Below are 23,566 nucleotides of genomic sequence, written 5' to 3' on the forward strand. Positions count from 1 at the left end.
ATGAAAATATTAAGCATTGAGACATCCTGTGATGAAACCTCGGTGGCAGTGGTCGAGGACGGAAGAAAAGTACTGACCAACCGGATTTACTCACAGATTGATATTCATAAAAAATATGGCGGTGTGGTGCCTGAGATTGCATCCAGAAATCATGTGATGAAACTGCCGTATATTATCGAAGAGGCTCTTGAGGAAAGCGGTCTCAGTTTTTCAGACCTTGACGCCATCGCTGTGACAAACGGCCCGGGGCTGGTAGGCGCTCTGCTAATCGGCGTTTCTGAGGCTAAGGCCTTAGCCTACAGCCTGGGTCTGCCTTTAATCGGCGTCAATCACATTGAAGGGCATATCGCTGCGAATTTTCTCCAGCATCCCGATTTGGAGCCGCCCTTTTTAACCCTGGTGGTGTCCGGCGGCCATAGCCATCTGGTGATGGTACGCGATTACCAGACCTTTGAAATCATCGGAAAAACAAGGGATGACGCAGCAGGAGAAGCCTATGATAAGATTTCGAGGGTTCTGGGGCTGGGATATCCCGGCGGTCCTGCCATCGACAGAGCGGCAAAAAAAGGAAATTCCCATGCGGTGGAGTTCCCAAGGGTATTTTTAGAAAAGGACAGCTACGATTTCAGTTTCAGTGGTTTAAAATCCGCGGTGCTGAATTACCTGAATAGCAAAAAGATGAAGGAAGAGCCCATTGTCGTGGAGGATGTGGCAGCCTCTTTTCAGCTGGCCGTCATTGAGGTACTGGTTGAAAAGGCCATTCACTGCGCGCTGGAGCAAAAGGTGGATAAAATCTGTATGGCAGGCGGTGTTTCGGCCAACAGCCTGCTGCGGGAAATGATGCAGGAAAAGGCAAAGGAAAACGGTCTTGCGCTTTATTACCCGGCACCCATATTGTGTACTGACAATGCGGCAATGATCGGTTCTATGGCTTATTATAACTATATCAATGGTGTAAAAAGCGACTTGTATTTAAACGCTGTGCCGGGACTGAAAATCGGCAGCAGATAAACGATATACAAGCGTTTTGTGATTGATTTGAACAGAAGCATAATATACATCGGTTTACGTCGAAACAGCGTATGCCGATTTTAATGTAACTGAAAAGAGGTGCATCCGATTTGAATCGAATCAGGCAATGGCTTCAGGGCGGCCCTCATAGTGAGCATAAAGGTGGTCTTGAAATCTTAAAATACATTGGCCCAGGATTGCTGGTTACAGTGGGCTTTATTGACCCTGGCAACTGGGCTTCCAATGTGGCGGCTGGGGCAGAGTATGGCTATTCGTTGCTGTGGATGGTAACACTGTCGACCATTATGCTCATTATTTTACAGCACAACGCCGCCCATCTGGGGATTGCGACAGGCTACTGCATGTCGGAGGCGGCCAGCCAGTATCTGCCCAAATGGCTCAGCGTACCAGTTTTATCGACCGCAGTTTTGGCAACCGTCGCCACTGTTATGGCGGAGGTGCTGGGCGGCGCCATTGCGCTGGAAATGCTTTTTTCGATCCCCATAAAAATTGGCTCGATTCTGGTAACTGCCCTGGCACTCTTTCTGCTTTTAAGCAACTCTTATAAAAAGCTGGAGCGCTGGATTATCGGGTTTGTGTCATTAATCGGCGTTTCTTTTCTAATCGAAATACTCATGGTCCATGTCGACTGGGGCGCTGCTGCTGTTTCCTGGGTTAAGCCCTCAACACCGCCGGGTTCCATGCTGGTCATCATGAGTGTGCTGGGCGCGGTGGTAATGCCGCACAACCTTTTTCTTCACTCTGAAATTATCCAGAGCCGCCAATGGAACACGAAGGAAGAATCTGTTATTAAAAATCAGCTGAAATTTGAGTTTACAGATACGCTGGTTTCCATGATTATCGGATGGGCCATCAACAGCGCCATGATCCTTATGGCGGCAGCGACCTTTTATAAAGCGGGTTTTCAGGTCACAGAGCTCTCGCAGGCCGCGGATATGCTCAAGCCGCTGGTGGGCTCGGGTGCGTCGCTTCTCTTTGCTTTCGCCCTTCTGCTGGCAGGAATCAGCTCATCCGTCACCGCGGGAATGGCGGGCGGCACCATTGTTGCGGGGATGTTCAGGGAGCCCTACGATATTCATGACCGCCACAGCCAGCTGGGGATTATTGGCATCTTTCTGGCATCGCTGGTCATTATCTTCTTTGTCACCGACCCTTTTATGGGTCTGGTCTACAGCCAGATGCTTCTGTCCATACAACTGCCCATCACGATTTTCCTGCAGATTTACCTGACAACCTCCAGGAAAATTATGGGGAAATTTGCCAATGGCAAGATCGACTTTACGATCCTACTGATCGTCGGGCTGCTGGTTACAGCGCTTAATATTATGCTGCTGGTGAGTAGCTTTTAGTGGAATTTGGATTATAAAATAAATCATAATGTGTGGCGGCATACGTTGTTTTAACGTATGCCTTTTTTATGTTTATGGCAGGCGTAATCTGAAAAGTGTTCTGTTGTCTGCAGGTGGAAGAATTAATGGTTAGATTTTATCTGAAACGGTATATAAGTTGTAGTGATCAATCAGAACTTTTGATATGAAATGGAGATAAAGATGAAAAAAATATTAGTGATTTTGACCAATACTGCGAAATATGGAACGAAAAATGAGGCGACAGGTCTCTGGCTGTCCGAAGCGACTGAGTTTGTGAAGGAATTGATACAGGCTGGTTATGTGCTTGATTATGTCAGTCCCAGGGGCGGTTATGTGCCGATTGACCCTCGGAGCCTGAAGAACGCTTATGTTAATGAGGAAGTATTTGCTCTTTATGGCTCAGAGGATTTCCAAAACAGAGCATTGGCAAATTCCCTTAAACCATCGGATATAAACGCTTCCGATTATTTGGCGGTCTATTATACAGGCGGCCATGGTGTGGTCTGGGATTTTCCGGACAACAAAGCTTTGCAGGCAATCAGCCGAGAGATTTATGAGCAGGGAGGTTATGTGACATCGGTATGCCACGGATTGGCAGGGCTTTTGAATATAAAAACATCAGATGGGAGCTATCTTATATCTGGTAAAACACTCACAGGCTTTACAGAAACAGAAGAAATTCTGAGCGGAAAAAAACGCTTAGTACCTTTCGGTACAGAGAAAGAAGCTAGGAATCGGGGAGCAAAATTTGTGAAAAAACGCGCTTTTAGTTCTTTTGCGGTACAGGATGGGCATTTGATAACAGGGCAGAATCCCATGTCTGGACAGGCGGTGGCAAAATGTTTGCTGAAAAATTTGAAGGGGAGCCTGTCCTGTTTATGATGGGACGATTTATAGTGAGGATACAGATTACTTTGACGAAGGAAGATGTACAAATACTCGATTGATATTTGCAGGCATTTACGCTTTTTTAAAGTGTAAGAGAAATGACAAGGCCAGAAATCGCCCTAAAGAGGGCCTTTCATGGAAAAACATTAAGTAAACCTGAAAAAAGTCATTAAATTTATTAAAAAGGTCTTGCAAATTTTGAGAGAATGGTTTAATATAATGTTAGCACTCGGAGGTAATGAGTGCTAACAAGAAGAAAATAATAAAAATCATAAATCATTAAAAATGGAGGAATCAAAAATGAGTTTAAAACCATTGGGAGACAAGGTTGTAATCAAAGTTAAAGAAGAAGAAGTAACGACTTCTAGCGGTATTGTATTACCAGGTTCTGCACAGGAAAAACCACAGCAGGGAACCGTTGTTGCTGTAGGTTCCGGTGAAATCGTTGATGGCAAAAAAGTGCCGCTGGATGTAAAGGAAGGCGATGAAGTTATCTATTCTAAATACGCTGGCTCTGAAGTAAAAGTCGGTGAAGAAGAATTCTTGATTTTGAAACAGTCTGACATCTTAGCAATTGTTGAATAATTCAGAAAACCACATTTAATAGATTATAAATTTTCAGGAGGAAGATTAAAATGGCAAAAGATATTAAATTCAGTGCAGACGCCAGAGAATCACTGATCGCTGGCGTAGATAAACTGGCAGACGCTGTCAAAGTAACCTTAGGACCAAAAGGAAGAAACGTTATCTTAGCAAAGAGCTACGGTGCTCCGACCATTACAAACGATGGTGTTACCATTGCTAAAGAAATTGAACTGGAAGACGCCTTTGAAAACATGGGCGCTCAGCTGGTTAAAGAAGTTGCTACCAAAACAAACGATGTAGCTGGTGATGGTACTACTACCGCTACCTTATTAGCTCAGGCTATTGTAAGAGAAGGTAACAGAAATGTTGTAGCCGGCGCGAATCCAATGGTTCTGAAAAAAGGGATCGAAAAGGCTGTGGAAGTTGTTGTTGACGAACTGAAAGCGAACAGCAAACCAGTAGAAACCAGAGAAGCAAAAGCTCAGGTTGCCTCTATTTCTGCCGCTGATACTGAAATCGGCGATTTAATCGCAGAAGCCATGACTAAAGTCGGCGACGACGGTGTTATCACTGTTGAAGAAGGCAAGGGCATGGGGACTGAACTGGAATTTACCGAAGGTATGCAGTTTGACAGAGGATACTTATCCGGCTACATGGTAACCGATACTGAAAAGATGGTTGCAGAATTAGACAACCCATATATCTTAATTACAGACAAGAAAATCACAAATATCCAGGAATTACTCCCAGTGCTGGAACAGATTGTACAGCAGGGCGCTAAGCTCTTAATCATTGCTGAAGATGTTGAAGGCGAAGCTTTAACAACCTTAGTACTGAACAAATTAAGAGGAACCTTCAATTGTGTTGCTGTTAAAGCTCCTGGCTTTGGTGACAGAAGAAAAGCCATGTTACAGGATATCGCTGCTTTAACAGGAGGTCAGGTAATCTCCGAAGAAGTTGGCCTGGAACTGAAAAATGCCGATATGTCTATGTTAGGGCGCGCGCGTCAGGTTAAGGTTGACAAGGACAACACCATTGTTGTTGACGGCCAGGGTGACCGTGCAGTTGTTGAAGAAAGAGTTGCTCAGATCAAGGCTCAGATCCCTGAAACCACATCTGATTATGATAAAGAAAAATTACAGGAACGTCTGGCTAAACTGGCTGGCGGCGTAGCTGTAATTCAGGTTGGTGCTGCTACCGAAGTAGAACTGAAAGAACGCAAATACCGCATCGAGGACGCATTGAACGCGACAAGAGCTGGTGTTGAAGAAGGTATGGTACCTGGTGGTGGATCTGCATTCATCGAAACCTTAGACAAGGTAGACGCTTTAATCGAAACACTGGAAGGTGACGAAAAAATCGGTGCCACAATCATCCGCCGTGCCATTGAAGAACCCGTTCGTCAGATTGCTGAAAACGCTGGTCTTGAAGGCTCTGTTATCGTCAATGAACTGCGCAAGAAAGACACTGGTGTTGGTTTCAATGCTGCTACAGGCGAGTTTGTAAACATGATTGAAGCTGGTATCATCGACCCAACTAAGGTAACCCGTACAGCGATTCAGAATGCAGCCAGCATCTGCGCTATGTTCTTAACCACCGAAGTTGCTGTTGCTGATTTGCCAGAAGAAGCAGCTCCTGCAATGCCACCAATGGGCGGCGGCGGAATGCCAATGATGTAATAAAAGCCAATATAAATAAAGTGATATGATTTTATAGTAGGCAGGATATTAAGTGAAAGCTTAATATCCTGCTTTTTTAGTTTTCAAAATGGGCATTTTTATGTATAATGACTTTATTGGAGCTTAGGTAGGAGAGAGCAAAATGTATAATTTATTGATTGTAGACGACGATGCTTCGATACTGGAAGTAACAAGGATTTATTTTACCAGCCGCGGCTATAAGGTATACACGGCCCAGAACGCGGGGGAGTGCCTGAAGACCTCAGAGCATATGCCCCTGGACTGTATTGTGCTGGATGTGGCGCTGCCAGATATGGATGGTTTTGAGGTATGTGAAGAAGTAAAAAAGAAGACGAATGTCCCGATTATTTTTGTGTCAAATTATGCTGAAGAGGACAAGCGGATCAACGGTTTTGTTTCTGGCGGCGATGATTATGTCATCAAGCCCTTTAGCCTGAGAGAGCTTGAGTTGCGCATCTGCGCACGTATACGCCAACAGGAGGGAAAGACTAAATGCAGTGAAACACTGGATTTTGGAAAACTGAGTATCAACAAAGCGGCAAGGAGCGTAGCCTATAAGGAGGATATGATTTCTTTAACCGCGGCGGAATTTGATATTCTGTTTTTTCTGGCAAATCATGAAAATCAGGTGTTTTCCCAGAAAGATATTTTTGAAAGGGTGTGGAAGCTGCCGGATTTGGGAAACGCGCACACTGTTCAGGTCCATGTGGCGCAGATCAGGAGAAAGCTCAATTCCTTTTCTGAGGATCATCAGTACATCCAGACGGTTTGGGGAAAGGGCTATAAATTTGTTGCAGATAAAAAAGCTGAGGCGTAAATGCCTCAGCTTTAAAACTATTTTTTGAAAAAACGGGAGCGAAAGGCCGGGTTCAGCCAGAGAACCGCACCGATAAAAAACAGGATAACAAACAACAGACCCAATCTAGACCAGACATTGTAGGTGTCTGTGGCGGCCTGAGGATTGTTTTGATCTTTGGAGGAAATCACTGTGCTGCTATCTGATGAAGGCGTGTTTTTCCGAAGCTTGCCAGCATCATTTTGAGAAAGCGGCGAATTGCTTTTATTATCTCCGGAAGAGAAGCGTTTCGCTGCAGAAGAGCGGTTCGTAGCGTTGCCGAAAGGTGAGTATTCAAGCATATTCTCAAAGATATTGCTGTCCGTATTCCGATCAGGCTCATTTCTTCCGCCGCCGCCCCGGGTGCCGTCGATATCTTCAGGATCATCTCCGGTGAGAGGTAAAGATTTAAAGGTGCAGGTAACCGTATTGGAGTAACCTGCGAAGGAAGAGCCAGTTACCTTCAGTCGGTAGAGGGCTATGCCGGGTTCTTTCAGGATTTCTTCGTATAGGGCTTGGCCATCGTCATTTTGGCTGTAGGCCTGAGTGATATCCTCGCTGGTCCAACTGCTGCCACCATCGACTGATTTTTGAAGCTTTACAGAGGAGGCACCCGAAGGTGGGGTAAAGTTAAAGACGAGTCTGCATATTTTGACATCAGGCGTGGTGGTAACGCTCAGGTCGTCGATGGGCGTAGCTGTTTTAAAAGAAATATACGCTGTAGGTGTCTGGTTACTATCATTGAGGATATTCTCCTGCGTTTCCAGGGCTCCGGTGAGGGTAAAGGGTTCGTTTTTTTCAAGCCCCGCATCATAGACGATCCGGTCCCAGGTGACAGCCAAAGCAATGTAGCGGGTGTCATATGGGTTTTCGCTGTTTACGAGTTTTACAGTCATGTAGTTTGGCAATCCGCTCTCATTATATACAGTGAAAGGCGGCAACACAAAATTCAGCTCGTCGATTTCAGTGATGATCCACCGCGTGCCGTCATCGGAAAACTGGGGAGCTTTGGGTGTGAGCCGGCACAGGGTTCCTGTAACCCTGCCGTTTTGTGAAACGACAGAAACGGCTCCTTCGCCTTCAGCTGTAATGCGGCAGTTGCTCATGGAAATATCAGAGACCGTTGAAACACAGGCGCTGCCCGAGCCATCTGCTTTGACGAAGGTGTTGGACAAATAAAGCGGGTCGGGCTGTTCACAGACGATACCGCGTGCGTTGTCGCCGAAAGCCTGGATAAAGGTTGGTGCGTGCAGCGTGCCGCCCACATCAATGGACCAGCTTGTGGGCTCGCCGCCCTCGTAAAAGAGCCCGGTGCCATTTTTTGCCGTAATGCTGCACTCCGCAAAGATCAGGGTTCCCATGCTTGAGGTACGGATCAGCCCCTCTGTGCCGCCGTCTCCAGTAATGGTGATGTTGGAGCCGATGAGCTCAAGCAGAGCGGTATCCTCAACATAAATATGGTAAGGGCCGGCCTCAATGGTGATAGGCGCGTCGGGCATATAGATGCTCAGAGAGTCCGTAATGATAAGATCCCCTCTGAGAACATAGGTACCGCCAATGTCCTGGTTCTCATCCAGCCATGCCTGAATAGCGTCGCAGCTGGGGGATGCCTCGGCCGGTGGGACTGGCGGGCCAATGACCATGGCACTTGCTTTTCCGGGAAGGATTCCGGCGCCTAAAAGGAGGATCATAAACAAAATAAAGTATTTTACTGAACGAATTGCTAACATACGGTTCTCCTTATAAATAATCGAAATGGAATGATGAGATGAAAAAGAAATTAAATGCTATTACAACCGGGCTGATTGTTTTAATCGTTTCTGCGGCCCTGTGCCTGGTGTTGATACAGCAGCTTTACCGGGTGGATAATAAGTATACCCAGACGACGCCGCAGGCAAAAGAAGGCGTTTTGACCCTGACAGCGGATGCTTTTTCAAGAGATAAGCTTTTTTGCCTGGTGGACGGATGGGCTTTTTACCAGGGAAAACAGATGAATCCAGAGGATTTTGCTGCGGATGGATCTGAGCAGCCTGAACCGACAGAATACATTTATATCGGCGATTACCCTGATTTTTCTATGCGCAATTTTCAGGTTTCCCCCTATGGGACCGGCGCCTATTACCTGAAAATCATCAACGAAGGCGAGCCTGTTATTTTGAGCATGGCCTTTCAGGAGATATTTTCAAGCGCGGCTATCTGGGTAAACGGTGAGCAGGTGGAAGCTCTGGGAAACATAGATCCTCAGCAGTATGAACCTTATATTAAAAACGCAGTCGTCAGCTTTGAGGCGGGGGCGGAAACGGATATTCTCATCAATACTGCCAATTTTAGCCATTACTACAGCGGAATATATTATCCGCCGGTGTTGGGAGAGGCGAATGAAGTCAGCCATCTGATTTTTGTAAATCAGCTGTTTTACGCATTTCTGTGTATCTCCAGCCTGGTCATCGCTGTTTTTACATTGGTGGTCTGGATGTCTCCAGGGAGAGACAGGCTCTTTTTTTACTATGGACTCATGACGCTGTCCTTTGGACTGCATGTGGCTTATCAGCCGCTGCGCTGGATGGGAATTCCGCTGGCAGAATCCCTCTATGCGCTGGAGGACTGTACCAGCTATATTATGCTGTTATGCGTTATTGTTATCAGCAGTATTATATCACAGGTGGATCGGAAAAGCATCTACCGGACTTTTATTTTGCCGCTTTCTGCCACCATGTGCATGGTTTCAGTGGTGGTGCCGCTCCTGGTGCTGCCGGGCGCGCCCTGGCTGATCAACGCCTATGGCGGCTTCCTGGATTTTTATCAGCTTCTGGTCTTTGTTTACCTGATGACCGCCGCGGTTCTGGCCCTTAAAAGAAGGGAGACAAAGGCTTATTTCCTGATGGCTGCCAACGCCGTGTTTGGCATCAGCCTGCTGGTCCAGATTACCAGCAGCAACGCCTTTGAGCCTATTTATACTGGCTGGCAGAGCGAGTACTGCGGTTTTATTCTGGTACTGATCTTCGGTGGGATGATGGTATTTTACTACCGGCAGGTTTTGAGTGAAAACAGACGGCTCACAAAACATCTTGAGGAGGAAGTGGCTGTACGTACCAGAGAACTGACAACCCTGATGAACGAGCGTAAAAAATTTCTCTCTGATCTGGCCCATGATCTCAAAGCGCCGGTAACAGCCATCCAGGGGTTCATTGAGCTGGTAAAGTATGGCGATGTGCAGGTGGATGAGGAAGTTCAGCGCTATCTCGAGGTGATTAACCAGAAATCCAACGAAGTACAGACAAAGGTTCGCAGCCTCCAGGAGTTTACCAGCCAGGACGAGGCTGTCATGAAAAAGGAAAGAATGGATATTGGCGGGCTGCTGGATGACTTTTATGAAAACAACCGTCCGGATGCGGAGGCTAACGGCATAAGTTTCAGCATCATCAAGCCCGGGAAGCCCATTGAAATTCTGGGAAATCCAGAGCTTATTTACCGGGTATTTGAAAACCTGTTTTACAATGCCATGAGCTTCACACCCATGAACGGCAGGATCGTGGTTGAGGTTACGCTGGAGGAGGGCTGGGTGGTGATCCGGTTTTCCGATAACGGTGCGGGCATACCGCCGGATATTCTGCCAAAAATTTTCGACCGGTTTTATACCACCCGCGGTGAGAAAAATGACTCTCAGGGACTTGGGCTTTTCATTGTCCGCTACACTATAAAGGCTCACGGCGGCACTATCGAGGTAGTGTCGGAGATGGGGGAAGGGACGACCTTTACTATCCGGCTTAAAACCCTCTAAGCATGTTTAAGAAAGCTTCAAATAGCAGGGCGGTGTTCCCTTGTTTTCCAGAAGAAGGATAGTCTTAAACGACTTTTCAAAGAAACAGGCTTGTGATATAATGACTAAGAATTTTAAAAAGGAAAAAGATAGGAGGAGCAATGAACAGTATTAAGAAGATGTTATTTGTCTTGACTGGCTTACTGGTATTCGTTTGCCTCCCTGTTTTGGCAGAGGAGACAACGCCAAAGCAAACGACCTTGACAACAGAACCGTCGACGACGGTTGAATCTCAGACAACACCCTCTGCAGAGGAACCGCTGGCGATGCCGGATGAGGCTGTGACAGTAAGCCCGGAGGCAGAGGTACAGGAGGAAAATACCGAAGCGGTTACACCAGAGCAGACAGAGGAACAAGCGCCAGCGCCAGAAACTACGGTTCGGCAGCCGGAAGATAAAGCGGCTGTTCCAGAAATACCGAAAAATCTGGCAGAAGTCTTTGTGGATTCCAATGCCCTGAACAGCACTATCAGTATAGAGCTGAACGATGAAATTGTCAGCGGGCCTGGCAATAAAGTGCTGGCTGTCATACCGGCGGGTGCCAACTTCCGCGTGATTACAGAGCCGGCAGAGGGCAGCGAGCGTATGGCAGTCAACATGATGGTCAAAACCAAAGATGGCGCGGTGGCGTCCATCGAACCCTTAAGCGATGAAGGCAATGTGCAGGATTACCAGATGCCGGAGAATGCTGAGGGGATTTCAGGCGCTGTTTTTTTTGGCAACAGCGAAGAAAACACCAGCGATGAGGCTCGGAACTTTACTGTCTCGACTGCGTCGGACAATATTAATAAGCAGACCATTGTAAACAGTGAGGAAAAGCTGGAGTCTGCGGCAGGCAGCCTACAGACAGCGGACAATATCATGGGTGAGCAGGCCGGAGAAGCACAGCCAGAGATCTCAGAGGTCTCCGAAGCGCCATCCACTGGCGTTGAGGATAACATTGACTTTATCCCTCTGTTTTTATGTACACTGATGATCGCAGGTGTAACCCTGTGGTCCAGAAGAGTGTTAAATTAAAAATTCTTAAGACCGAATCCGATCCGGATTCGGTCTTTTGCTTTAGTGTATTAAAAAAAAGCCAAAGAATAGCAAAAAAATATTGTCTAATGTATACATTAATATTATAATATTTATTAAGGAAGCAACAATTTAATACAATACGTAGGAGGAACACGTAAAATGATGAGTGAATTTGAAATGTACCGACAGCAGTTGCGCAATGCAATTGATGAAATGGAACTGGATAATAAGGAAGCCGTATACGATCTTTTGAGCGAGGTTAACCGCTTTTACGAAGTATCTTTCCCAGTCCAGATGGACGATGGAACAAAGAAAGTCTTTAAGGGCTACCGTTCACAGCATAATTCCGCACTTGGACCAACAAAAGGTGGCTTAAGATTTCATCCAGGGGTTGACGAAGGCGAAGTAAAAGCATTATCTGCATGGATGTCAATGAAGTGTGCTGTAGCCGGTATCCCTTATGGCGGCGGTAAAGGCGGTATCACCGTTGATCCTAAGAAGCTTTCTGAACGTGAGCTTGAAAATCTAACAAGAGGCTTTGTGAAGGCAATGCATCCGGCGTTCGGTGAAAAGTTTGATATTCCGGCTCCAGACGTTAACACAAATGGCCAGATCATGTCCTGGATGATTGATGAATACAACGCCATCACCAGAAGCCAGAACATCGGCGTATTCACCGGTAAACCACTGGAACTGGGCGGTTCTCTGGGCAGAACCGAGGCCACCGGCTACGGTGTAGGCTTTACTGTGCGTGAAGCGGCTGCTAAAATTGGTCTGGACCTGAAGGGCGCGCGCGTTGTGCTCCAGGGCTTTGGCAATGTCGGAAGCTTTGCGGCGGAATGGCTCTACAAACAGGGCTGCAAGATTATCGCCATTGCTAACAGCCGTAATGGTCTTTATGACGCAGAAGGCATGAACATTCCTGCCTTAATGAAATATTACGAAGAAAACGGCAATGACCTGGCAGGCTATCCAGACGCAAAACCATTTGACAAAGACGAAATTTTCTCAATCGAATGTGATATCCTCCTGCCATGTGGTCTGGGCGGAGCCATCACCAAGGACAACGCGGATAAAATCAATACAAAGATCATCAGCGAAGGCGCCAACGGACCGTTAACACCGGAAGCCGATGAGATTTTAATTAAAAAAGGCGTGTTTATTGTGCCGGATATCTTGGCAAACAGCGGCGGGGTTACCGTATCTTACTTTGAATGGGTTCAGAACCTTCAGGGCTACTACTGGAGCAAGGAAGAAGTTTTTGAAAAAGAAGAAGACCTGATCGTTAAAGCCTTCAACGGCGTATACGATGTACTGGTCAATGAAAAAGCCTCCAATATGCGTACAGCGGCATTCAATTACGCTATTAAGAAGATTGCAAAAGCCATGAAGCTTAAAGGCTGGTACTAATTTTGGCGTCAAAAACACCCGAACTGCTGCGTTGCAGCGTTTTTATAGCCAGAATGGGAGAGATGGTATATATAGCGTAAAAAAATGCAAAAAGCATATAAAAACAACAATATATTGCGGTATACGTCAAAACGGCGTATACCGTTTTTTCTATTTTTTTCTATTGAAGGACAGATATTGCCATTAACTGGGGCGGGCGGACTGTGGTATAATAATGAAAACGAAAGAAAGCAGGTTTTGGGGATGGCAGAAATTAATATTTATGAAACGACACTCAATCATAACGGTGAGCAGGGAATCATTGATTTTGATGTGCTCCTGAAGGCTTTCCAGAATGCCGGGATCACCATTAATGTATTTAATATCTGGGATAATCCGAGCTTGATGACAGAGGTCCGTCCGGTGGAGCAGGTACTGCTGCAGGAGGGCGTTGAAGCAATGCCCATTACCGTTGTTGGCGGCGAAATCTGGAAAAAGGGCGCCTACCCGGATTATAATGAGCTCATGAAATGGAGCGCTAAAACAGAGTAATAAAAAAGCTGTATGACCTGTGCAAGGCCATGCAGCTTTTCTTTTCTAAACCTCGTAGGGAATGCCGGCGAATACCTCCTGCATTTCCTCAGGCTCTGCGTTGTAAATTTTTAAGATGAGCCCGTTGACCAGCGTGATGATCTCCTGTGAATCCACAGTGCCGTCGTTGGCAGGCTTGGCGGCATAAAGCGCGCAGAGCATCTCGTTCCGGGTCGTTCCTGTAATGCCGCTGAACAGACTGTTCAGAACTCTTTTTTCCTGTTCGTTTAATTTCATATTTTTATCCCCTTGATTTCTGGTTTTAGATTATTATAACAATTATCCCATGACAATCAAGAGATTATCTGGCGGGATAAGAAGAATATTATTGTTCCTCCCACTCCTCGATTTCGAGCAGTAGCTCCTCCCAGCGCTCTGTCAGGCTGGCTACAGCCTCCCTGGCGGTATTATAGGCTGCGGTTACAGCATTTACATTGTTCAGGTCGTCATAAAAATCATTTTGGCACATCTGGGCTTCATAATCTGCGATTTCGTTTTCCAGGTGCTCAATATCGGCTTCCACGGCTTTCAGTTCTTTCTTTTTACCGCGAAATGCGGCCTCCTGCTCCTTCTGCTTTTTACGGTCTGCCTTCTGTCTGGTTTTGGTGATCACCGTCCGGTTTTTCTCTGCCTCCAGGGTCTCCCGGAGGGCGGCCTCGTCCTTGTAATGGATATAGTCGTCGTAATTGCCAAGGGTGACCTCAATGCCGGTGGGGGTGAAGTTATAGATTTTGGTCGCCACCCGGTTGAGGAAGTAACGGTCATGAGAGATGAACAGGAGCGTTCCCTGATAGGCGATCAGAGCGTTCTCGAGAATCTCCTTTGTGCGCATATCAATGTGGTTGGTGGGCTCGTCCATGAGCAGGAAATTGGACTGGGACAGCATCAGGCGTGCCAGAAGAAGCCGGGCCTTTTCGCCGCCGGACAGAGAGCTCACAGCCTTAAACACATCGTCGCCGGTAAAAAGAAAGGCGGCCAGGATGCTCCGCAGCTCGCCCTCGGTAAAATGCATGTCAATGTCCCAGAGGGCCTCCAGGAGGTTTTTGTCATAAAACTGCTTTAAGTCATTGTTTTCCTGGTCATAATAGCCAATGTGGACCTTGTGGCCGTACTCGATAACGCCGCTGTCCCGCGACACCTTGTCCTGGATGATGCGGAACAGGGTGGTCTTGCCGATGCCGTTGGCGCCGATGATGCCCACCTTGTCGCCGCGGTGGATGTCAAAGGAAATATTTTCAAAAAGGGGCTGCCCATCAAAGGATTTTGACACATCGCGGACGGTCAGGACATCCTTGCCGCTCTGGATGCGGGGCTTAAAGTTGAAATGGGCGTCGGATTCTGTCTGAACCTTTTCCACCACCTCCATTTTTGCCAGAGCCTTTTCACGGCTGGCAGCGCGTTTGGAGCTGTGGACAGAGTTGTAACGGCGGAACCGGGCGATCATTTCCTGCTGACGCTTAATCTCGCGCATCTGCTGAGCATACTGGTGATCCAGATCCATGAGCAGCTTTTCTTTCTTTTCGACATAGGTGGTGTAGTTTCCGCTGTAGCTGTCCAGGGAATGGCGTGAGACCTCCAAAATACGGCCGCAGACCTTATCCAGAAAGTAGCGGTCATGGGAGATGATGACAAAGGCGCCGTCATAGGCCTTCAGAAACTGCTCCAGCCATTGGAGGGAGTCGATGTCCAGGTAGTTGGTGGGCTCGTCGAGGAGCAGAAGCTCAGGCTCCTGAAGCAGGTTGCGCCCCAGGGCGGCCCGGGTTTTTTCGCCGCCTGACAGGACGCCAAAGGGCTTTGCCATATCCTCATCGGTAAAGCCGAGTCCCTTGGCAATACCCCGGATGCGGCTGGGATATTCATAGCCCTTCTGCTCTGCAAAGCGGTCCTGCAGCTCGCCGTAGGTTTTCATGACCTTTTCCTGCTCTGCGCCGTCTGTTTCGCCGATCTGGTGCTCCAGCTCACGCAGACGCTCCTCCATTTTGATGAGAGGCTCAAAGACAGAGAGGAAGAGGGCGTCCAGCGTGGTGTCCGCGGGAAAATCGGCTTCCTGGGCCAGATAACCGATGGTCAGGTTGGATTTTTTGCTGATGACGCCGCTGTCGGGGGTAAGCTGGCCGGCCAAGAGCTTGAGAAAGGTGGATTTGCCTGAGCCGTTGCGCCCCACCAGGCCGATCATTTCCTTTTCTTGTATGGAGAGGCTCAGCTGGTTAAAAATTTCATTGATGCCGTAACTAAAACTAAGATTTTCAATGTTGATAAGCATAAGGTTTTCTGCCTGTTCTTTCCATAGTATTCCTTATATATGATACCAAAAAAGAGGGTGTATGTCGACTGCGGACAGGGGCAGGGAAAAGAAATTTGCAAAATGATGAATATTTTGCATCTAAGTGGGTATAAAAAGAATGTATTCCAAAATGAGGAGGAGGTTTGATGAAAAAACTGCTTAATAGCTTTAAAGAAGTTCTTGTATCAATTTTGCCAATGACGGTTCTGATTATGATCATCAGTGGTATCTGGGCGCCCTTTACGTCTGAAATGCTTGTGTCCTTTATCGGCGGTGCCATCATGATGATGATCGGCATGGCGCTTTTTTTGTTTGGTGCGGATATCTCCATGATGGAGGTCGGCGAACGTGTGGGAAGCTTTCTGGTCTCCCGGAGAAGCCTGAAAATTTTGATTGCCGCCGGTTTTTTTGTGGGCATGTTCGTGACCATTGCCGAGCCGGATGTGCAGGTACTGGCCGGCCAGGTGGCCGCAGTCTCGGATGGAACGATCAATCGGACAATGCTTATCGCTGTGGTCGGGGTCGGGGTCGGTATTTTCCTGGTCATCGCCCTGCTGCGGTTTGTTTTCCAGATGAAGCTGTACCATATCCTGATCGTCGGATATATTGCTGTTTTTGCCCTGTCCTTTTTTACCAACCCTGAGATGGCGCCAGTAGCCTTTGATTCCGGCGGCGTTACCACTGGTCCCATCACAGTGCCCTTTATACTGAGTCTGGGCAGTGGGATTACCAGCGGCGTAAGAACCAGCAGGGAAGGAACAGACAGTTTTGGGATGGTCGCCCTGTCCTCACTCGGGCCGGTGTTGGCCGTCATGATTTTGGGGGTGATCTTCCGATGAATCAGATATATCATTTATTTCACGGCATGGCAGAGGTGGCATGGGAGGTTTTTCTGGCCATTTTGCCCATTGTGTTGATTTTCCTGTTTTTAAACGCCATTGCACTGCGGCTGCGGGCGCCTATCATCAAGCGGATTATGGGTGGCTTTGTGGTGACCTATCTGGGGCTGGTATTGTTTCTCCAGGGTGTAAATATTGCCTTTGTGCCCGCAGGTGAGTTTCTGGGAACAGCGCTCGCAGAGCTTGAGTACAGCTGGATTCTCATTCCGCTGGGCTTTGCCATTGGCTTTCTTGTCGCCTTTGCCGAGCCGGCCGTCCAGGTCATGGTTAAGCAGGTTGAGGAAATGACCAGCGGCGCCATCAAGGCGCGGGTTATGCTGCTGGCCATCTCACTGGGGGTAGCGTTGGCGGTTATGACAGCCATGATCCGGCTGCTGGCCGGTATCTCCCTCTGGTGGATTCTGGTTCCCGGCTATATACTGGCCTTTATTCTCGGCCGTTTTGTGGAGCCGAATTTTCTGGCTATGGCCTTTGATAACGGCGGCGTGGCTACTGGTCCAATGTGCTCGACCTTTATTCTGTCCCTCTCAGTAGCTGTGGCAGGCGCGACACCGGGTCGTAATCCGCTGCTGGACGGCTTTGGCGTCGTGGCTCTAATTGCTCTCGCACCGATCCTGACAACCCTGTTCCTGGGCTTTTTTTACAAGCAGAAAGAAGCCTATAGAAAAAGGCAGTGCAAAAAACAGTCCAGTGATTCTTAACCGGTATTGACAGAAGATTTTAATCATATATAATATGTAGATTACTTAGCGAATGATGGAGGAAAAAATGGAAGACAGAAATAAAATTAAGACCGAACTGATTGTGGTGATTGTGGAAAAGGATATGTCCGGCGAGGTCATTGACGCAGCCAAACAAGGCGGTGCTGACGGAGCGACTGTTATGTACGGCCGCGGATCCGGGATTCATGAGAACGCGCGGTTTTTCGGTATTACCATAGAGCCGGAGAAGGAGATTGTTTTGATTCTTGTGGACGCGGCCATAAGGAACGCGGTGCTCTGCTCAATCCAGAAAAAAATCGAAATTGACAGGCCGGGTATGGGTATCGCTTTTGTGCTGGATGTCGCTAAGGTGATCGGCAGCCCGCATCTTAACCTGATGTCAGATATTACAGATTAATTGCTTTTAAAGACACACCGAAGGCGCATATTGCTTGGTTTCTGAAAGATTCAAAAAACTTTGACACTTTTTTGATTAATTCGGTCATAAAAATTGACGTTTTTTTAACAACTTGATATAATAAAAAGGATAAGTACGACGCAGGAGGGGAGTGCAGAATGCAAACTTTTTCAAAAAGGGTATCGATGACAGTTGTTAAGCGTCTGCCCAAGTATTACCAGTATTTAACCGATTTACAGGATCAACATATTGAAAAAATCTCGTCTAAGGAGCTGGCGGCAATGATGGGGCTGACGGCTTCACAAATCCGGCAGGATTTGAATTCTTTTGGTGCTTACGGGCAGCAGGGATATGGCTATAAGGTAAAAGAGCTGAAGGAGGCCATTCGCAAAATTCTGGGGCTTGATCTCCAGTATAACTGCATTATTATTGGTTCTGGAAACCTGGGGCACGCCATTGTCAATTATGAGCGTTTTAAGGAAGAAGGCATCCATTTCAAGGCCATGTTTGATGTGGACCCGGATCAGATCGGCAAGAAGGTCGGCAATGTAACAGTCTACCATATGGATGATCTTGACGCCTTTGTCGCGCACCACAAAATTGATATCTGTATCCTGAGTGTGCCGCAGAAGGTTGGGCAGGAAACCACTGATCGTGTTGTAGAACTGGGCATCAAGGCGATTCTGAACTTTGTTCCTCTGGACCTGACAGTGCCCGATGACGTGGTGGTAGAGAGTGTAAATATCACCGACAGCCTTTTCACGCTGACCTATCTGATTAACGAAGAGGACGACGACGAATAAATGTATAAAGCAGGCTTTAAGCCTGTTTTTTTTGTAAAAAATAGGAGTTGTGTTTCAAAAAAATCTATTATATAATAGAAGCTGATTATAAATAGAATTAATATCAGGGCAAATCTGTTGAAAGACAGAGACGCAAAGCTAAAGGGCCTAAACAACCACTATCAACTGGGCTGCAGTTAAACCACAATAGGAGCTGTAAAATGGCAGAAGAGAAGATGAATAAAAACATTGAAAAGAATATTTACGATGTGGCTTTGCGCAATATTTACGACGAGCTCTATGAACTGAACGTTACAAGAAACCGTTATCGCATTATCTACCATGTGGAGAATAAGTATGTGACACCGCCGGAAGAAGGCATACTATCGGAGGCTGTTGCCGATGTGGCCGAACACATGATCCACCCGGAGGATTCGAAACGGTTTTTGGAATTTTTTGATCTCGATAAAGTATACGCGACTCTGGAATCCGGAAAGGGCAGCGTTATCGGCGAGTTCCGTAAGTTATGGGTAGATGGGGATTTTCACTGGGCTTCGTTGACGGTTTTTCCGGCAGTCTCTGGCGGTGGTGAGGATGAGATACTGCTCTGCTTTATCATGGATATCGGTTACAAGAAGCAGCTGGAAGACATTGAAAAAGAAAACGAGAGTCTCCAGAAAAAGCAGATGGACGATGAGCGTTACCGTCTGGTCATCGAGCAGACGAATACCCTGGTATTTGAATGGATTATTGGGACAAGCCAGCGCTACTATGCGCCCAAATTCTCTGAAATATTCATGGGTAGCTATGACGGACGGGATATCAAGGAAATATGGCTTGACGACGAGGTGGTCCACCCCAAGGATATTGATGTATTAAAGCAGAAAATGAGTATGGAGGCCATCAGTAACGGGCAGGTGGAGATGGAGATACGCCTTTGCAACAAAGAAGGACGCTACATCTGGTGCAAAGTGGTCTTCAATGTGCTTTATAATGAGGATGGCAGCATCAAGCGGGTGGTCGGTACCCTGAACAATATCGACGAATCCAAGCGCGTCCACGAAACTCTGAAGTATAGGGCAGAGTTTGATTTGCTGACCGGTATCTACAATATCAACACCTTTTACGCCCAGGCTGAGAGGTTGGTCAGGGAGCATCCATGCCAGAAATTTGCCGTGGTGCGTCTGGATGTCAACCGTTTTAAATTTATTAACGACCTGTACGGGCGTGAGGAGGGCAATCGCCTGCTCCGCTTTATGGCGACGGTTATCTCGGCCAACATGGGGACTATGGATGCCTTTGGGCGGATGAACAGTGATGTGTTTTGCCTTTGTATGTCCTATGCTTCAGGCGATCCTCTGCTCGTGCGCATAAAAAAGATTTTAAAAGAGATCAACCAGTTTTCGGAGAGCTATCAGGTCATGCCCTCCTGTGGAATTTGTATTGTGAAAGACCGCGATATCCAGATGAGTATTCTCTGCGACTGGGCAAATCTGGCCCAGAAAACCATAAAGGGAAGCCTGATCAAGCAGTGGGCCTTTTATGATAAAAAGCTTAGAGCCAAGCAGCTTGATGAGCGGCGCATTGAAAATGAAATGGACGAGGCCCTTAACAAACGCCAGTTCAAGGTATACCTCCAGCCCAAGCACAACGTGCAGAACGGCTCGGTGATCGGCGCCGAGGCGCTGGTGCGGTGGGACCACCCCGAGAGGGGGTTCCTGACCCCCGACAGGTTCATTCCGCTCTTTGAGCGCAACGGTTTTATCATCAAGCTGGACGAATATGTCTGGGAAGAGACCTGCCGGATCATCAAATCCTGGCTGGACAGGGGGATGGTGGCAGTTCCAGTATCAGTCAATGTGTCCAGAGTACAGGTGTACAACCCGAATTTTTATAAAAAGCTGCTGAACATTATTCGAAGGTACGATATTCCCAAAAAGTTTTTGGAGGTCGAGCTGACCGAGAGCAGCTTTGTGGAGAACACTGTAGACCTGTACCGCGGCATGGAGCGCTTGAGAGAGGAGGGAATCGCCTTTTCAATGGACGATTTTGGGTCAGGCTACTCCTCACTCAATATGCTTAAAAATGTTCCGGTCAACACCATCAAGCTGGATCGTGAATTCTTTAACGAGAGTGTGGCGACCCAGAAGGGCAAGACCATCATTGAGCATACCATTGGCATGATCAATGATCTGAAGCTTCAGGTCATTGCCGAGGGTGTGGAGACCAACGAGCAGGCAGCCTTCCTGAATGACTGCGGATGTCTGGCGGCCCAGGGCTATTATTATTCCAGACCCATGCCGGTAGATGAGTTCGAAAAACAATTTTTAAAAGAGAATATCTAAAAAAGAGCTGAGTGGCACAGCTCTTTTTTGACGCGTTAACTTTATGACCTGCCTTGTAGCAATGGTGTTTTTAAGGATCAGGGTTTATAAATCGTTTTGAAAAAATATAGGTGCAGTCTTTATTTTAAGAGCGGCAAGGAGTACAGCTTTATGCAGATAGAATTAAATGAGATATTGATCAGGGATTTTCGTCGAAAAGATGCCGAGCCTCTTCATAGCATTGTGCGCGAAAGTGCAATTGTCAAGTTTATGAAAGATTGGTCTGAGAATGCCAAAAATCCTGAAGATTTTTATGGATTTATAGATTGGCTGCAAACAAAGAAAGCATCAACGGATATTTTTGAAAACAAACGATATGCTATTGTGTTAAAAAAAACAGACGAACTAATTGGAATGGTTGGTATGGGACTTGAAGATACATTAAACGAAGTTGAGGTTGCATACTTCATGAGCGAGAAGTATCAACACAGAGGCTATACAAAAAAGGCAGTAACTGCTCTTGTTAACTGGTGTTTTCAAGTGTCAGATGTTCCCTATTTAATTTTAACGATCGATTGTATAAATACACCTTCCTGCAAGCTGGCAGATAGCTGTGGTTTTGAATTATTTGAAAAAAGGACCCCTATTGGACATATTCAACCTAATATGGGAAGTGACAGCTATTATTACTATCGTATATACAGGAAAGGCTGAAATACCATAATTTAAAGAATTTCTGCAAAAGATTGTAAAAAAGTTATGAAGCGATTTTACCTTTAAAATCAAAAAATGGCAGCCTATACCTCAATCGGTACGGCTGCCATTTTTTTCTTTTCATTTCCAGATTTATCACTCGTTTTGAACCGCTTTTTTCTTTTCATTCCGTTTTGCCTGGGCTTCATCGGCCTTGTCACCAGTATACTGCATATAGACAATGGCGCACACAGCAATGACCATCCCGACGATTTGGAGGGAGCCGAGATGCTGGCTCAGGACGAGAAAGCCCAAAAGCGCGGCTGTGGTGGGTTCAAGGACAAAGGTCAGGGAAGCCGTCGAGGCTTCGATATAATTGTAAGAAACGGCGATGGTCCCATAGGAGATGACCAGAACGGCAAAGTAGCCGAACAGCATGAGCCACATGGTCAGGCCGCCTGAAGGGGCAGCGGCCGCGAATTCCCGGAACACCTCGGCTGGCGTGGTCTTAAAGGAAAAAACGATGAGGCCCATAGCGTTGGAATAGACCAGATAGGCCAGATAAGAAACGCCGTTTGAAATGTGAAAATAATCAAAAAGGTAGGCGAAAGCTAAGCTGAAACAGTTGGCCAGCCCCCAGAAAATACCAATGGTTGTAATATCGCTGACATGAGTGCCGAAAAGATTGAGTACCAGCACCATTCCAAAAACGGCAATGACACAGGCGATCACCTTTTCTTTGGTAATCTTCGATTTAAAAAAGATGCGCATCAGAAAAACCAGAACAATGGCGTTCGAGAAATCCAACAGCGAGGCGACAGCGATGGGCAGCGTGTTAAAAGACCGGATCGAGGTATAAATATAAATAGGCGATGCGATCATTCCACTGCACACAATGAGGGTAAAATAGAACAGCTTCCTGGGCAGCTTGAGAACCTTTGGATGTGTGACAAGTGTGTAGATAAGGTAAAAAGATAAGACAGCCAGCGGCGTAAAAGTCGACATGGCGTTTTCGGAAATGCCAAGGCTGTCAAAATAGTTCAGAAACACACCAAAGGTACCGGTAGCCACCGCGGAGGAAGCGGCCAGCAGGACGCCGTAGGCGGCGCCTTTATGCCTGAAAAGAGACATTATCTTTCACACTCCTTTGGACATAAAGGCTATTCGACGTCAACTTCAGGATTGGCATTTGCAGAATCCTGGTTGAGATTTGTGGCTTTGGCCTGGGCGGCAAGCTCGGCCTTTTCACGTTTGCCCTCGGAGTATTGCATATAAACAATGGCGCAAACCGCAATGGCGATCCCCAGCATCTGGAGCGGCGTCAGCGTTTCGTGCAGTATAATAAAGCCAAGAATGGCCGCGACACTGGGTTCCAGAACAAAAGTGAGCGCGCCGTAGGAGGCGTCGATATAGTTATAACAGGCCGTAATAGAATAGTAAGACCACATGAGCACCGCACAGTAAACAAGGGCAACCACAATGACGATGGCGCCGTTTGCGGAAACAGATTCCATGATGTTCTGGCCGACCGCCGCTGGATTAGAGGTGATCAGCAGGATGATGGAGCTGCACAGGCAGGCATAAATCTGAGTGGTGATAACCGGCACATCATGGCTGATGTGGAAATAGTCAATGGAATAAACAAACGCCAGGGCACAGGCAACCGCCACGCCCCAGAAGATTCCCATGCTCGTGATTGGGACACTGTCATCCGGCGCTACAGCGCCGAAGGTAATAACCTGAAGCACCAGCATAATACCGACAATGGCCAGCACACAGCAGATCAGTTTTTCCTTAGTGATCTTCTGCTTAAACAGAATCCGCATCAAAAACACCAAAACGATGGAATTTGAGAAGTGGAACAGGGAAGCGATGGCCATGGGCAGATTGGCGAATACACGTACATAAGTAAAATTATACAGCGGATACAAAACAAAACCGCTGACCACAATCATTGTAAAATAATACAGCTTTTTCGGCGCTAGGAGCAGCCTGCGGTCCTTGATGAGCGCGATCAGTAAAAAAGCAATAAACATAAATACCGGGCCGATGAGGGTAACCGTATCATCGCTGAGCCCAAAGGCCGACAGGTAGTGCAGAAAGATGCCAAAGGTACCAGTCGCAACCGCGGAGCTACACGCCAGAAAGATACCAAACCCGACGCCTTTTCTTTTCTTTGCGTCCATTTTTTTCTCCTTTATAAGAACTTAAAAACCAGTGGGAGCAGGGAGACCCC

At 47.1% G+C, this 23,566-nt stretch carries 21 protein-coding genes and 1 riboswitch; of the genes, 16 read left to right on the forward strand and 5 right to left on the reverse strand.

Features of this window, described 5'->3' with window-relative positions:
* From tsaD to BUC22_RS05820, 6 genes are all read left to right on the forward strand, one after another.
* On the forward strand, positions 1-1,011 hold the full coding sequence (gene tsaD, locus BUC22_RS05795; RefSeq protein WP_013379346.1) for a tRNA (adenosine(37)-N6)-threonylcarbamoyltransferase complex transferase subunit TsaD: 1,011 nt from the start codon (positions 1-3) through the stop codon (positions 1,009-1,011).
* Between the two features lie 110 nt (positions 1,012-1,121).
* Positions 1,122-2,381, forward strand: a complete 1,260-nt coding sequence (locus tag BUC22_RS05800; RefSeq protein ID WP_013379347.1) for an Nramp family divalent metal transporter — start codon at positions 1,122-1,124, stop codon at positions 2,379-2,381.
* 201 nt (positions 2,382-2,582) lie between these two features.
* Complete coding sequence (locus BUC22_RS05805) at positions 2,583-3,284, forward strand: type 1 glutamine amidotransferase domain-containing protein (RefSeq protein ID WP_013379348.1); 702 nt, start codon at positions 2,583-2,585, stop codon at positions 3,282-3,284.
* A 306-nt stretch (positions 3,285-3,590) separates the two neighbouring features.
* On the forward strand, positions 3,591-3,875 hold the full coding sequence (gene groES, locus BUC22_RS05810) for a co-chaperone GroES (protein ID WP_013379350.1): 285 nt from the start codon (positions 3,591-3,593) through the stop codon (positions 3,873-3,875).
* 50 nt (positions 3,876-3,925) lie between these two features.
* Positions 3,926-5,554, forward strand: coding sequence for a chaperonin GroEL (gene groL, locus BUC22_RS05815; protein WP_013379351.1), 1,629 nt, complete (start codon positions 3,926-3,928; stop codon positions 5,552-5,554).
* 142 nt (positions 5,555-5,696) lie between these two features.
* Positions 5,697-6,392 carry a response regulator transcription factor gene (locus BUC22_RS05820; RefSeq protein ID WP_013379352.1) on the forward strand — a complete coding sequence of 232 codons (696 nt, stop codon included), beginning with the start codon at positions 5,697-5,699 and terminating at the stop codon, positions 6,390-6,392.
* 17 nt (positions 6,393-6,409) lie between these two features.
* Here the strand turns inward: BUC22_RS05820 and BUC22_RS05825 are convergent, their stop codons facing one another.
* Positions 6,410-8,140 (reverse strand): hypothetical protein, encoded by a 1,731-nt coding sequence (locus BUC22_RS05825; protein ID WP_013379353.1) that lies wholly within the window; start codon positions 8,138-8,140, stop codon positions 6,410-6,412.
* A gap of 38 nt (positions 8,141-8,178) precedes the next feature.
* Here BUC22_RS05825 and BUC22_RS05830 point away from each other — a divergent pair, with 38 nt between their 5' ends.
* The 4 genes from BUC22_RS05830 (at position 8,179) to BUC22_RS21730 (ending at position 13,190) form a co-directional block, all read left to right on the forward strand.
* A complete protein-coding gene (locus BUC22_RS05830) occupies positions 8,179-10,191 on the forward strand; it encodes a sensor histidine kinase (RefSeq protein WP_013379354.1) in 2,013 nt (670 codons plus the stop codon).
* 140 nt (positions 10,192-10,331) lie between these two features.
* A complete protein-coding gene (locus BUC22_RS05835; protein WP_013379356.1) occupies positions 10,332-11,246 on the forward strand; it encodes a hypothetical protein in 915 nt (304 codons plus the stop codon).
* Positions 11,247-11,408: 162 nt separating this feature from the next.
* Positions 11,409-12,659: a Glu/Leu/Phe/Val family dehydrogenase gene (locus tag BUC22_RS05840; protein WP_070081200.1), complete on the forward strand. Its 1,251-nt coding sequence runs from the start codon at positions 11,409-11,411 to the stop codon at positions 12,657-12,659.
* Positions 12,660-12,902: 243 nt separating this feature from the next.
* Positions 12,903-13,190, forward strand: coding sequence for an arsenic metallochaperone ArsD family protein (locus BUC22_RS21730; RefSeq protein WP_158308580.1), 288 nt, complete (start codon positions 12,903-12,905; stop codon positions 13,188-13,190).
* A gap of 45 nt (positions 13,191-13,235) precedes the next feature.
* Here the strand turns inward: BUC22_RS21730 and BUC22_RS05850 are convergent, their stop codons facing one another.
* Both BUC22_RS05850 and abc-f read right to left on the reverse strand, forming a co-directional pair.
* Positions 13,236-13,466, reverse strand: coding sequence for a hypothetical protein (locus BUC22_RS05850; RefSeq protein ID WP_038354041.1), 231 nt, complete (start codon positions 13,464-13,466; stop codon positions 13,236-13,238).
* Between the two features lie 88 nt (positions 13,467-13,554).
* Positions 13,555-15,492: a ribosomal protection-like ABC-F family protein gene (gene abc-f, locus BUC22_RS05855; protein ID WP_013379361.1), complete on the reverse strand. Its 1,938-nt coding sequence runs from the start codon at positions 15,490-15,492 to the stop codon at positions 13,555-13,557.
* 167 nt (positions 15,493-15,659) lie between these two features.
* Here abc-f and BUC22_RS05860 point away from each other — a divergent pair, with 167 nt between their 5' ends.
* The 6 genes from BUC22_RS05860 (at position 15,660) to BUC22_RS05885 (ending at position 21,351) form a co-directional block, all read left to right on the forward strand.
* The gene (locus tag BUC22_RS05860; protein WP_013379363.1) at positions 15,660-16,352 is read left to right on the forward strand and encodes a DUF1538 domain-containing protein; all 693 of its coding nucleotides are present in this window, start codon (positions 15,660-15,662) and stop codon (positions 16,350-16,352) included.
* On the forward strand, positions 16,349-17,113 hold the full coding sequence (locus tag BUC22_RS05865; protein WP_013379364.1) for a DUF1538 domain-containing protein: 765 nt from the start codon (positions 16,349-16,351) through the stop codon (positions 17,111-17,113). Before BUC22_RS05860 ends, BUC22_RS05865 begins: the two co-directional genes overlap by 4 nt.
* Positions 17,114-17,180: 67 nt before the next feature.
* Positions 17,181-17,531, forward strand: coding sequence for a P-II family nitrogen regulator (locus BUC22_RS05870; RefSeq protein WP_041689827.1), 351 nt, complete (start codon positions 17,181-17,183; stop codon positions 17,529-17,531).
* Between the two features lie 158 nt (positions 17,532-17,689).
* Positions 17,690-18,334: a redox-sensing transcriptional repressor Rex gene (locus tag BUC22_RS05875; RefSeq protein WP_013379366.1), complete on the forward strand. Its 645-nt coding sequence runs from the start codon at positions 17,690-17,692 to the stop codon at positions 18,332-18,334.
* 97 nt (positions 18,335-18,431) lie between these two features.
* A riboswitch (cyclic di-GMP riboswitch) is annotated at positions 18,432-18,518 on the forward strand.
* 16 nt (positions 18,519-18,534) lie between these two features.
* Positions 18,535-20,658: a sensor domain-containing protein gene (locus BUC22_RS05880; RefSeq protein WP_013379367.1), complete on the forward strand. Its 2,124-nt coding sequence runs from the start codon at positions 18,535-18,537 to the stop codon at positions 20,656-20,658.
* Positions 20,659-20,808: 150 nt separating this feature from the next.
* Positions 20,809-21,351 carry a GNAT family N-acetyltransferase gene (locus BUC22_RS05885; protein WP_013379368.1) on the forward strand — a complete coding sequence of 181 codons (543 nt, stop codon included), beginning with the start codon at positions 20,809-20,811 and terminating at the stop codon, positions 21,349-21,351.
* Positions 21,352-21,486: 135 nt separating this feature from the next.
* Here BUC22_RS05885 and BUC22_RS05890 read toward each other — a convergent pair whose 3' ends face one another.
* Both BUC22_RS05890 and BUC22_RS05895 read right to left on the reverse strand, forming a co-directional pair.
* The gene (locus BUC22_RS05890) at positions 21,487-22,461 is read right to left on the reverse strand and encodes an EamA family transporter (RefSeq protein ID WP_013379369.1); all 975 of its coding nucleotides are present in this window, start codon (positions 22,459-22,461) and stop codon (positions 21,487-21,489) included.
* Between the two features lie 29 nt (positions 22,462-22,490).
* On the reverse strand, positions 22,491-23,516 hold the full coding sequence (locus BUC22_RS05895) for an EamA family transporter (RefSeq protein ID WP_013379370.1): 1,026 nt from the start codon (positions 23,514-23,516) through the stop codon (positions 22,491-22,493).
* Positions 23,517-23,566 lie beyond the last annotated feature (50 nt).

The sequence above is a fragment of the Eubacterium callanderi genome (genome assembly GCF_900142645.1).
Lineage (GTDB): Bacteria > Bacillota > Clostridia > Eubacteriales > Eubacteriaceae > Eubacterium > Eubacterium callanderi.

Excerpts from the sequence above, each read along its gene's own strand:
- groL (WP_013379351.1), top strand. The coding sequence starts at position 3,926 with ATGGCAAAAGATATTAAATTCAGTGCAGACGCCAGAGAATCACTGATC.
- BUC22_RS05895 (WP_013379370.1), bottom strand. The coding sequence starts at position 23,516 with ATGGACGCAAAGAAAAGAAAAGGCGTCGGGTTTGGTATCTTTCTGGCG.
- BUC22_RS05880 (WP_013379367.1), top strand. The coding sequence starts at position 18,535 with ATGGCAGAAGAGAAGATGAATAAAAACATTGAAAAGAATATTTACGAT.
- BUC22_RS05850 (WP_038354041.1), bottom strand. The coding sequence starts at position 13,466 with ATGAAATTAAACGAACAGGAAAAAAGAGTTCTGAACAGTCTGTTCAGC.
- groES (WP_013379350.1), top strand. The coding sequence starts at position 3,591 with ATGAGTTTAAAACCATTGGGAGACAAGGTTGTAATCAAAGTTAAAGAA.
- BUC22_RS05825 (WP_013379353.1), bottom strand. The coding sequence starts at position 8,140 with ATGTTAGCAATTCGTTCAGTAAAATACTTTATTTTGTTTATGATCCTC.
- BUC22_RS05840 (WP_070081200.1), top strand. The coding sequence starts at position 11,409 with ATGATGAGTGAATTTGAAATGTACCGACAGCAGTTGCGCAATGCAATT.
- abc-f (WP_013379361.1), bottom strand. The coding sequence starts at position 15,492 with ATGCTTATCAACATTGAAAATCTTAGTTTTAGTTACGGCATCAATGAA.
- BUC22_RS05865 (WP_013379364.1), top strand. The coding sequence starts at position 16,349 with ATGAATCAGATATATCATTTATTTCACGGCATGGCAGAGGTGGCATGG.
- BUC22_RS05870 (WP_041689827.1), top strand. The coding sequence starts at position 17,181 with ATGGAAGACAGAAATAAAATTAAGACCGAACTGATTGTGGTGATTGTG.
- BUC22_RS21730 (WP_158308580.1), top strand. The coding sequence starts at position 12,903 with ATGGCAGAAATTAATATTTATGAAACGACACTCAATCATAACGGTGAG.
- tsaD (WP_013379346.1), top strand. The coding sequence starts at position 1 with ATGAAAATATTAAGCATTGAGACATCCTGTGATGAAACCTCGGTGGCA.
- BUC22_RS05875 (WP_013379366.1), top strand. The coding sequence starts at position 17,690 with ATGCAAACTTTTTCAAAAAGGGTATCGATGACAGTTGTTAAGCGTCTG.
- BUC22_RS05805 (WP_013379348.1), top strand. The coding sequence starts at position 2,583 with ATGAAAAAAATATTAGTGATTTTGACCAATACTGCGAAATATGGAACG.
- BUC22_RS05860 (WP_013379363.1), top strand. The coding sequence starts at position 15,660 with ATGAAAAAACTGCTTAATAGCTTTAAAGAAGTTCTTGTATCAATTTTG.
- BUC22_RS05890 (WP_013379369.1), bottom strand. The coding sequence starts at position 22,461 with ATGTCTCTTTTCAGGCATAAAGGCGCCGCCTACGGCGTCCTGCTGGCC.
- BUC22_RS05830 (WP_013379354.1), top strand. The coding sequence starts at position 8,179 with ATGAAAAAGAAATTAAATGCTATTACAACCGGGCTGATTGTTTTAATC.
- BUC22_RS05820 (WP_013379352.1), top strand. The coding sequence starts at position 5,697 with ATGTATAATTTATTGATTGTAGACGACGATGCTTCGATACTGGAAGTA.
- BUC22_RS05885 (WP_013379368.1), top strand. The coding sequence starts at position 20,809 with ATGCAGATAGAATTAAATGAGATATTGATCAGGGATTTTCGTCGAAAA.
- BUC22_RS05835 (WP_013379356.1), top strand. The coding sequence starts at position 10,332 with ATGAACAGTATTAAGAAGATGTTATTTGTCTTGACTGGCTTACTGGTA.